Here is a 9,412-nt window from a genome sequence, read left to right on the forward strand (position 1 = left end):
TGGTATCAGATGCTAGGACGGGTCAGACTCCCAGGTCAGCCCTCTTAATCTTCACGCCGCCAGCGCTTCACTACAGCTGCGATCGCCTCAAGACTGATGGGAGGCTTCGCCCAGCCGTCCGCGAATTTGATGTCGTTCGAATCTGGAAGTTGATTGTCGTTCAGCTCGCGAATCTTAATTCTCGCAGGAATGGCAGCGGCCTCACCAACGAAGATCGCTTCGCGCCTCACCAAGGACGGCAACAGCTTCGTCAGTCCTGCGAGGCTGTCGGGCAGAAACCGACCAACGTGTTCTTGGTCGACGGAGTTTGTGAACCGCCCCGGGTTTGCCGGAGGCTCCAACTCCTGAGAAGGTGGAGCCATGAGCAAGCAGACGAGCAGCAAGTTTTCTCCTGAGGTTCGATCGCGGGCGGTGCGGATGGTGCTGGATCACGAGCGTGAGCACCCCTCGCGCTGGGCGGCGGTGGTGTCGGTCGCCACCAAGATCGGCTGCACGCCGCAGACCCTGAACGAGTGGATCCGGAAGACCGAGGTCGACGCCGGAAAGCGGGTGGGCGTGCCCAGCGACGTCGCCGAGAAGCTCAAGGCCCTGGAGCGGGAGAACCGGGAACTGCGGCAGGCCAACGAGATCCTGCGCAAGGCGTCGGCGTATTTTGCGATGGCGGAGCTCGACCGCCGGTCCAAGACATGATCGCGTTCATCGACGATCACCGCGAGGTCCACGGGGTCGAGCCGATCTGCAAGGTGCTGCCGATCGCCCCCTCGACCTACCATGACCATGTCGCCAAGCGGGCCGATCCGGCGAAGCTCTCGGCGCGGGCAAAGCGCGACCAGGCCTTGCGTCCTGAGATTGCCCGCGTCTTCGCCGAGAACTTCGAGGTCTATGGCGCGCGCAAGGTCTGGCGGCAGATGGTGCGCGAGGGCTTCGACGTCGCGCGCTGCACCGTCGAGCGCCTGATGCAGGACATGGGATTGCGCGGCGTCATTCGCGGCAAGCCGGTGCGGACGACGGTGCCAGACAAGGCGGCGCCGTGCCCGCTCGACCACGTCAACCGGGTGTTCCATGCTCCGGCGCCAAACATGCTCTGGCTCTCCGACTTCACTTACGTCAGCACGTGGTCGGGCTTCGTCTACGTCGCCTTCGTGATCGACGCCTACGCCCGCCGCATCGTCGGCTGGCGCGTCTGCCGCACGGCGCACGCCAGCTTCGTGCTGGATGCGCTGGAGCAGGCGCTTCATGACCGGCGGCCCGCCCGCAAGGCCGGCCTGGTGCACCATTCGGATCGCGGATCGCAATACGTCAGCATCCGCTACACCGAGCGCCTGGCCGAGGCGGGCATCGAGCCCTCGGTCGGCAGCGTCGGCGACTCCTATGACAACGCGCTCGCCGAGACCATCAATGGCCTCTACAAGGCCGAGGTTATCCATCGAAAGGGACCGTGGCGGTCGTTCGAGGCCGTCGAGTTCGCCACGCTGGAATGGGTCGACTGGTTCAACAACCGCCGCCTGCTGGCGCCGATCGGCAATATTCCGCCGGCCGAAGCCGAGGCGCGCTACTATGCCATGCTGGAAGAGACAGCGATGGCCGCGTAACTCAAGCCAAAACGCCTCCGGCAAACCCGGGGCGGTTCAGTCGCCATGGCCCTGCGTTGGACGGCGGCCGCCATGATCGAAGCCGGCAAAGATTCAAGGCTTCCGGCGGCTCAACGCCCACACTCAAACGCGACTGTTCAGATTACCTGGCAATCTCTTCGCTGTGTTCCTCGCCGAGTTGAACCGCCAACGCGGCAATGTATCCGGTTATCGGCTCGAAACACGTCAAGGTGTACCGCACCGATCCCGGAATGCGTTGCACCATCGGTGCAGCCAGATCGGCGAGGCGGATCTCGACTGCTCGCGGGTCCAGCCGAAAGCCGGTCCCGATCGCCTTGAGACAGGCTTCTTTGCAAGTCCAGATTCGGTAGAACACGTCGCATGAGACGTCGAACCGTCGGAATTCGGTTAGCTCCTGCGGCGTGAGCACGATTTCGGCAACCTGCTCCTGATCCGGCATCGGTGCCAACGCCTCCACGTCAACGCCGATGCGCTTGCGGCCCCCTATCATCGCAATGAGCGCAACATCGCGCGAATGGCTGACGCTGACGTCGAGGTCGGAACCCGCCACGAACGGCCGCCCCGCGGGCGTGGACTGCAAGTCGACCTCGTGAGGCCGGCACCCGAGACGCGCCGCGATCAGCGTGCGCAGGATAATCCGTCGCCACACGAAGCGCTTCCGCACAAACGCAAGCTCGAACGTGTCTGCGCGTCTCCGCTCGCCGACGCTGAGAACCGTCTCTTCAGCATGCGATGGCGCGAAATTGCCGACGTGCACAAGGTAAACCCGCGCATCGCCGGGAAAATCGCCTGTCACCTCGCTCACACGCGTCCGCATTCCGGCCTCTATCCATGCCGCAAGCCACAACTCGGGCTCAGGCAATCCTGCCGCGTTGACGTTCAGTTACCGGTTGTCAACGCGCCGAACCATGGTATCCTTGGTTGCATAGTTGCTCAAGGCACCATCAAGACCGTGGCATGGCATCAGTTACAGCCTGGGCGTTTCGATTTCCGTAAGCTGCTCATGGCGCCCACCAGAAACGTCCGAAATTAGGCGTTCGGACAGCGTGATTTCGTCTCCAACAACGCGACACGGATCGATATCGAGAGGCGCGCAAAGCACGACGGAGATTTACGCCTCGAAAGTTTTCGGAGGCGTGCATTTCGCGACATTGTTCGTCGTCTCTTGGGGTCGATAAGACTAGGTACCTCACGATCGTTGATCCCATTGAATTCAGAGGAACGGCCCACCGCGCCGTCCCTGAGAAGTTGGGTCTATTTCGGCGTACGGAATGCGGTTCTCCGACCGGAAACCGTAGCAGGCGTCCCGACACGTGCTCCCTCAACGAGACTCAAGGAGTACCAAATGAACCTCGATCAACAGTCAGTCGGATTCCAGGCCACCCCGAGGCCGGCAGCGACCACCGACAGTGCGGCAGACTCGTCACCCGCTCATGTTGTGATCGTCGCAACGCTCCTGAACGCCACTGACGCGTCTCACTTCATTGACCTGAACGGCACGCGGTACGAGGTCGCCTCCGAGGACGTGATCGACATTCAGTTTCCCGCGCTGAGTTCCGCCCCCGCGCCCGCGGCGGAATCGTCCGATTCCACCAACGAGCAAGCACCTCCAAAGGAGGAGGCTGAAGGGCAACCGGCGCAGGAGGGGTCAGACAAGGATGAGCCGACGTCGGGTCCTCGGTTGGCGTTGGTGAAGATCAAGCCGACCGCAGTTCTCATCCAACATGTTCAGGTCCCTGCAATTCTGGTCGCCGCCGCCGGGACATGGCTCGCCATCGTTCCTAGCGACCAGGCGGCTGAGCAGACTGCGAGCACCTGAGAAGCCGTCTCCGATAAGCCGAATTCCGCGCAGAGCGCTCACCAAAGAATGCTCCTGCGAACGGCTGGTCCCGTCAGCGGTGTCGACCGCCGAGATTTCGCGGCGTCCCGCAGCAGGACCTGGATGCGAATTGTCGAGCGTGGCCGAGCAACCGCCCGGGGAATTTCCTATGAGCATTCGCGACTCCATCGTCGTCTACATCGAAGAGATTTCATCCGAACGCGGCTTCGACCCTGCCAGCAACCTGTTTGAAAGCGGAGTCCTGACGTCGCTTGACGTCCTGTCGCTGGTCGCGTTCATCGAAGAGACGTTTGGCCTGGAAATCACCGGCGACGAGATTGACATGGCGAGTTTCGGCACGGTCGATGGTCTGGTGAACCTGGTCACGACGCTCCAGGCAAACGATGCGCAGAGCGCGGTTGCCGCGCGTTCACATGCGTGACCGCACCGTGATGCTGCCTGTAAACGCCATGTTGCGCCGGAGTGCGCTCGACCTTCCGGACAAGGAGGCGATCGCTTGGCATGGCCAGCGCGTCACGTATGCGGAGCTGGACGAGGCGTCGAGCCGGATCGCCGCCTTCCTCCACCAGGCCGGCGTTGAGCGCGGCATGCGTGTTGCGATCTACTCGGCGAAGTGCATCGAGGAGGTCGCGGCGATCTTTGCCGTCATGAAGATCGGCGCGGTCCTGGTTCACATCAACCCGGCGTTTCGTGACGACAAGCTGAATCACGTGCTGACGGAATGTGAGCCCGCCGCCCTCTTCTTTCATCCTAGCAAACACGTGATGCTCGAGCGCTCGGCCCGCGCCGCCGTGCTGCCGCCCCTGGTGATCCGGCTAAGCGCCGAAGGCGCCGTTGCCTCCGCCTTTCCGGACGCGAACCTCGTGCCGGCGATCGAACTCTCGCCGATCTTGCGCGGTCTCACCGCGGCCGGTGGGGTGTTTCCCGAAGGGTCGAACGCCGCGGACGACCTCGCCGCGATCATCTACACCTCGGGGACTACGGCGTCGGCAAAGGGCATCATGGTCACCCATCAGATCCTGTCGGACGCAACGCTCGTCTCGGCACAGGTGCTTGGGAACGTGGCCGACGACCGCCTGATTAGCCTCACGCCGTTCTCGTTCGACGGCGCGCTTAGCCAGCTCTTCACCATGACGCTGGTCGGCGGAACGCTCGTTCTGCAGGATTCGCTGTTCCCGAAGGACGTCGTCGCGACCCTTGCCGCGGAGCGCATCACCGGCGCTCATGCGGTTCCCTCGTTCTGGCGGCTGATGCAGGAGCGCTACCCCGCCTTCGCGGACAGGGCGTTGCCGTGCCTGCGCTACCTGTCGCTGATCGGGGAGCACTTTTCCGAGCCCGACCTGCTGCGGCTCAAGCGCGCTCTGGCGTCGACGGATTTCTACATGATGTACGGAACGACCGAGGCGTTCCGATCGACCTGTCTCGCGCCGGAGGATTTCTTCACCAAGCTCGGCTCGGCCGGCAGGCCGCTGCCCGGGGTGACGATCACTGTCGTTGACGAGAACGGACAGCCATGCCCCACCGGCACCGTCGGAGAGGTCGTGCATGCAGGCGCGTTCGTGTCGCCGGGGTACTGGAAGCGCCCGCACTCCGCGACCTTCCGGAACGGTCGCGTCCACACCGGCGACCTTGGCAGGCTCGACGCAGACGGCTGCCTCTATTTCGTCGGCCGGAAGGACACCATGGTCAAGCGATTCGGCTACCAGCTTTATCCGGAGGAGGTCGAGGCGTGCCTGCTCGCCCTCAACGGGGTTGCCCTGGCCGCCGTGGTCTGTGGCGCGGACTCCGGGGGTGGTCCTGCATTGCAGGCCTTCATCGTGTGCCGGCACGGCTCGACCCTCACCAAGTCGGCGGTGACGCAGCATTGTCGGCGCCATCTGCCTCACTACATGGTGCCGGACGACATCGCCTTCGTTGCCAGCCTGCCGACGACGGCCAACGGCAAGATCGACCGCGCCGGTCTGAGACTGGAGCAGGTGTGATGCGGCGGTGCAGCGTTTGCGTCCTTCCCGAGAACTTCCCCGGCATCACCATCGACCAGGACGGCGTCTGCTCGCTGTGCCGAGACTTCACCGCCAGGCATCCACCGGCACCGTCCGCCCGCCTCACGGATACGCTGTGGAGCCTCCTCGCAGACGCCAAAGCACGCAACCACCGTTATGACGCCGTCGTCGCGTTCAGCGGCGGCAAGGACAGCTCCTACTTGCTCCACCTACTGGCGTCGCGGTTCGGCCTCAGGCTGCTGGCGGTGACCTTCGACAACGGCTTCGTGTCGTCGGCCTGCTTCGCCAACATGCGCAACGTGGTGTCCGCCCTTGCCGTCGACCATATCGTCGTCCGGCACCGCCAGGATCATATGAACGCAATCTTCCTGGAGAGCGCGCTGTCGCGGGTCTTCCCGGACCATCTGACCAGGTTCGGCAGCGGCGTTTGTATCGCGTGCATCCGCATCGTTATCACCACGATGCTGCGCATCGCGATCGAAAAGAACGTGCCGATGGTCATGCTCGGCAATACGCCCGGCCAGGTGCTCACGTCGGACGAGGAGCTAATTTTCAAGGACAACGTCATCCCCCTGCCCCTGCGCCGGCAGTTGTTCGCGAGGCTAGCGGAGCGGACTGGGCCTTGGGCGTATGACTATCTGACGCTGTCGGCCGTTGAGTACAAGACGCGACCGTTTCCGTGGATCGTCAGTCCGCTGCCTATCGTCGGCTACGACGAGAATGAGATCTACCGCGTTCTCCCCGACCTCGGCTGGTCGAAGCCCACGGACGTCGATCCCAGCTCGACCAATTGCCGCCTGAACGCGTTCGGCATCATCCGGCACAAGAACCTGTACCGTTTCCATCCCTACGACTACGAGATGAGCCAGCTCGTCAGGCTCGGAGTACTGACCCGCGAGGCAGCGCTCGACAAGCTGAACGATCACGACGACACCGTCGTCGATGTCGCATCCGCAGTCGAACGAGACCTGATGTGCCGCTCCTGCAGTCGCTGCGGACCTGGAGCCTAGCGATGTGCGGCATCTGTGGCATCCTCGACATGCGCGACGCGCCGGTTTCGCCGGAGGCGCTGGCGGGAATGACGGCGCAGCTGTCCCACCGTGGTCCCGACGATGCCGGCGTCTACCTTGACGGCGCCGTCGGCTTCGGTCACCGGCGCCTGTCGGTTATTGATCTTTCCGGGGGACGTCAGCCGCTCCGAAACGAGGACGGCACCGTCTGGGTCACCTATAACGGAGAAATCTACAATTACCGCGGCCTGCGACCATCTTTGGAACGCAAGGGCCACCGCTTCGCCACCGATTGCGACACCGAGGTCATCGTCCACGCCTACGAGGAGGACGGGCTCGATTGCGTGTCGCAATTCAACGGCATGTTCGCGTTCGCGCTGTGGGACCGCACGAAGCGCCTGCTGGTACTGGCCCGCGATCGGTTGGGGATCAAGCCGCTCTACTATGGCGTCTTCGGCGGCGTTTTTCTATTCGCTTCAGAGATCAAAGCGATACTGGCCCACCCGGCGGCCCGCTGTGAGATCGATCCCGACGGGGTCGCCGACTATCTGCTGTGCACGTCGCTGCTCGACAGCAGAACGATGTTCCGGGGAATCCGCTCGCTTGTGCCTGGGGGCATCCTGGCGGTGCACGACGGCGAGCTGCGGCTTCACATCTATTGGTCGATGGCCCGCGCGGCGCTTCGCCATGCCGGCTCGTCGCTCGAAGAAAGCCGGGATGCGGTGCGCGGGCTGCTCAACTCGGCGGTCGCGGCGCAGGTGGTGAGTGACGTTCCGCTTGGCACGCTGTTGAGCGGCGGCCTCGATTCCAGCGTGGTCTCCGCGCTCGCCGCCGGCCATGTCGGCGGGCGCCTCAAGACATTCGCGATGGGCTACGACCATGGCGCCACGCTCCGGCCCGACGACATCGACGGCCGCTACGCCGAGCTGGTGGCGCGCGCCTATCACACCGAGCACACCGAGTTCGTGTTCCGGCCGGAGGACTACCGCGACGCCATGAGCCGCGTCACCTGGCACGTCGAGAAGCCGGTCGACCTGACATCGCCCTCGCTGTTCCTACTCTATCGTGAGGTCAAGCCCAATGTGACCGTGGTGATGTCGGGCGAAGGCGCCGACGAGCTGTTCGCCGGCTACTATTTCTTCCTCGATCGCTGCGGATCTGGCACACCGGCCGAGTTCCCGTGGGCGCCTTATCTCGACGAGGTCGGGGCGCTTCTTGATCCCGACTTCGTGGCACGAACGCGGTGCCGCGATCGTATCCGTGCAACGCTTTCGGCGGATATGGACAGCTTCCAGAGCGACGACCCGCTCAACAAGCTGCTCTACCTGTTCCTGAAATACTATCTGGTCGAGATGCTCGAACGTCTCGACAAGACCAGCATGGCGTGGGGCGTCGAATCGCGGGTCCCATTTCTGGACCACCATCTGGTCGAGTACGTCCTCAACCTGCCAGCGTGCTACAAGGCGAAGCCGGACATCAACAAGGTGGTGCTTCGTAGCGTCGCCGCCGACTTGCTACCCGCCGCCGTTGTCACGCGGCAAAAGCGGCCGGTTCCCATCCCGGTCGACCCCAAGTCGGTCTGGGCCGAGCGCAATCGTGCCAACGCGCTGGTGCAGGCACACGACTCCCGCATCGCCGGCTATTTCGACAGGAAGAAGGTCGACGACTTTTTCCGGAAGAAGAACCAGTTCGCGGCAACCGACAACCTCGCCATCTTCAGGACCGCTCATGCTCTTGTCGCCCTCGACGCGTGGCACCAGGCATTCGGGGTGACGGCATGAGGAGCCCGGACACCGACCTTCTGATGAGCGCACAGACCTTCGTCCGGCAGGTTGTGGCACCGGTCGCGGCGGCCGCCGACGAACGGGAGGAGTTTCCCGTCGACGTCTTTCGGGCGGCCGGGCGGTTCGGCGTGTTCGGCGCCGGCTTTCCGAGCGAATATGGCGGTCTTGCGCTTGGCTGGGCTGTCTATACCGGGCTGATCCGGGAGATCGCCCAGGCCTGCGCCTCGACCGCGATGAGCGCCGTCGCACACGCCACGCTGGCGATGCTGCCAATTTTCCTTGGCGGGTCGGAGCGCCTCAAGCAGCGCCTGCTGCCGGCGCTGATCGGCGGCGAGGCCATCGCTGCCTTCGCCATGACCGAGGCGGGCAGCGGCTCCGACATCGCCGCGATCGCCACCACCGCGACCGATGCCGGCGAGCACTTTCTTCTCAACGGCTCGAAGGTCTTTATCACCAACGCCAATGTTGCCGATGTGGCCGTGGTCGTGGCCAAGACCGCGCCCGCAGCCGGCATCCTCGGACTGAGCTTGCTCGCAGTCGAGAGAGGCACCCCGGGATTCCAGGCGACGGGGCGGCGCGAGAGGAAGCTCGGCATGCGGGCCTCCGACACCGGTGAGCTTGTGTTCACGGACGCGCTGGTCCCCAAGGACAACCTAATCGGCCGCCGGAATGGTGGCTTTGCGATACTGCAGCGGACGTTGCCAGCCGCCCGCCTCGACATGGCGGCGATCGCGATCGGAATCTCCGAGCGAGCCCGCGACCTGTGCGTCGACCACGCGGTCGGCCGGCGGCAATTTGGTAAGCCGATCGGTCGCTTCCAGCTGGTGCAGCAGATGCTCGCAGACATGGAGACGAGCATCGACGCGGCGAGCCTGCTGCTCGCACGCGGCCTCGAGTTACGGGAGCGCGGGCTCCCGCTGGCCAAGGCTGCGTCGGAGGCCAAGTTGTTCGCCTCCGAAATGGCGGTCGAGATCACGCGCAATGCAATCCAGGTTCACGGGGCTTCCGGGTACTCCAGGGATCTGCCGCTGGAGCGCCTGTATCGAGACGCCAAGCTCACGGAGATCGGCGACGGCACGTCGGAAATCCAACGTCTGATCATCGCCGACGAGATGATCAAGGAACGTCTGGCCCGGATTCCGGGTCGCTGAAGGGAGACGGG

Annotated in this window: 9 protein-coding genes and 1 other annotated feature; of the genes, 7 read left to right on the top strand and 2 right to left on the bottom strand. The window is 64.0% G+C overall.

Features of this window, described 5'->3' with window-relative positions:
* Positions 1 to 44: 44 nt before the first annotated feature.
* The gene (locus BVIR_RS17090; RefSeq protein ID WP_179944853.1) at positions 45 to 383 is read right to left on the bottom strand and encodes a hypothetical protein; all 339 of its coding nucleotides are present in this window, start codon (positions 381 to 383) and stop codon (positions 45 to 47) included.
* On the opposite strand from BVIR_RS17090, the gene BVIR_RS13790 reads away from it, so the two are divergent.
* Positions 361 to 1,592, top strand: a protein-coding gene (locus tag BVIR_RS13790; protein WP_145911955.1) for an IS3 family transposase whose coding sequence is annotated in 2 segments (ribosomal slippage) — positions 361 to 652 and positions 652 to 1,592 — 1,233 coding nt in all. Because the reading frame shifts where the segments join, the coding sequence is not laid out codon by codon here. The two genes, BVIR_RS17090 and BVIR_RS13790, sit on opposite strands and share 23 nt — an antisense overlap.
* Positions 645 to 761: a sequence feature (AL1L pseudoknot), on the top strand. It overlaps the preceding gene by 117 nt.
* 142 nt (positions 1,593 to 1,734) lie before the next feature.
* Here BVIR_RS13790 and BVIR_RS13795 read toward each other — a convergent pair.
* On the bottom strand, positions 1,735 to 2,430 hold the full coding sequence (locus BVIR_RS13795) for a 4'-phosphopantetheinyl transferase family protein (protein WP_055038175.1): 696 nt from the start codon (positions 2,428 to 2,430) through the stop codon (positions 1,735 to 1,737).
* A gap of 528 nt (positions 2,431 to 2,958) precedes the next feature.
* On the opposite strand from BVIR_RS13795, the gene BVIR_RS13800 reads away from it, so the two are divergent.
* The 6 genes from BVIR_RS13800 to BVIR_RS13825 all read left to right on the top strand — a co-directional run bounded on the left by BVIR_RS13800 (position 2,959) and on the right by BVIR_RS13825 (position 9,401).
* The gene (locus BVIR_RS13800; RefSeq protein WP_145911954.1) at positions 2,959 to 3,432 is read left to right on the top strand and encodes a hypothetical protein; all 474 of its coding nucleotides are present in this window, start codon (positions 2,959 to 2,961) and stop codon (positions 3,430 to 3,432) included.
* A 169-nt stretch (positions 3,433 to 3,601) separates the two neighbouring features.
* Positions 3,602 to 3,874 (top strand): acyl carrier protein, encoded by a 273-nt coding sequence (locus BVIR_RS13805; protein WP_055038177.1) that lies wholly within the window; start codon positions 3,602 to 3,604, stop codon positions 3,872 to 3,874.
* A complete protein-coding gene (locus tag BVIR_RS13810) occupies positions 3,867 to 5,435 on the top strand; it encodes a class I adenylate-forming enzyme family protein (RefSeq protein WP_055038178.1) in 1,569 nt (522 codons plus the stop codon). The genes BVIR_RS13805 and BVIR_RS13810 overlap by 8 nt, the downstream gene beginning before the upstream one ends.
* A complete protein-coding gene (locus tag BVIR_RS13815; RefSeq protein ID WP_055038179.1) occupies positions 5,435 to 6,466 on the top strand; it encodes an adenine nucleotide alpha hydrolase family protein in 1,032 nt (343 codons plus the stop codon). Before BVIR_RS13810 ends, BVIR_RS13815 begins: the two co-directional genes overlap by 1 nt.
* Positions 6,430 to 8,247 (top strand): asparagine synthase (glutamine-hydrolyzing), encoded by a 1,818-nt coding sequence (gene asnB / locus BVIR_RS13820; RefSeq protein ID WP_236823613.1) that lies wholly within the window; start codon positions 6,430 to 6,432, stop codon positions 8,245 to 8,247. The genes BVIR_RS13815 and asnB overlap by 37 nt, the downstream gene beginning before the upstream one ends.
* 23 nt (positions 8,248 to 8,270) lie before the next feature.
* Positions 8,271 to 9,401, top strand: a complete 1,131-nt coding sequence (locus tag BVIR_RS13825; RefSeq protein WP_236823614.1) for an acyl-CoA dehydrogenase family protein — start codon at positions 8,271 to 8,273, stop codon at positions 9,399 to 9,401.
* Positions 9,402 to 9,412: the final 11 nt, after the last annotated feature.

This window comes from Blastochloris viridis (assembly GCF_001402875.1).
Classification (GTDB): Bacteria; Pseudomonadota; Alphaproteobacteria; order Rhizobiales; family Xanthobacteraceae; genus Blastochloris; species Blastochloris viridis.

Coding starts and splice junctions, on each gene's coding strand:
- BVIR_RS13795 (WP_055038175.1), bottom strand. CDS start 2,430: ATGCGGACGCGTGTGAGCGAGGTGACAGGCGATTTTCCCGGCGATGCG.
- BVIR_RS13800 (WP_145911954.1), top strand. CDS start 2,959: ATGAACCTCGATCAACAGTCAGTCGGATTCCAGGCCACCCCGAGGCCG.
- BVIR_RS13805 (WP_055038177.1), top strand. CDS start 3,602: ATGAGCATTCGCGACTCCATCGTCGTCTACATCGAAGAGATTTCATCC.
- BVIR_RS13810 (WP_055038178.1), top strand. CDS start 3,867: ATGCGTGACCGCACCGTGATGCTGCCTGTAAACGCCATGTTGCGCCGG.
- BVIR_RS13815 (WP_055038179.1), top strand. CDS start 5,435: ATGCGGCGGTGCAGCGTTTGCGTCCTTCCCGAGAACTTCCCCGGCATC.
- BVIR_RS13825 (WP_236823614.1), top strand. CDS start 8,271: ATGAGCGCACAGACCTTCGTCCGGCAGGTTGTGGCACCGGTCGCGGCG.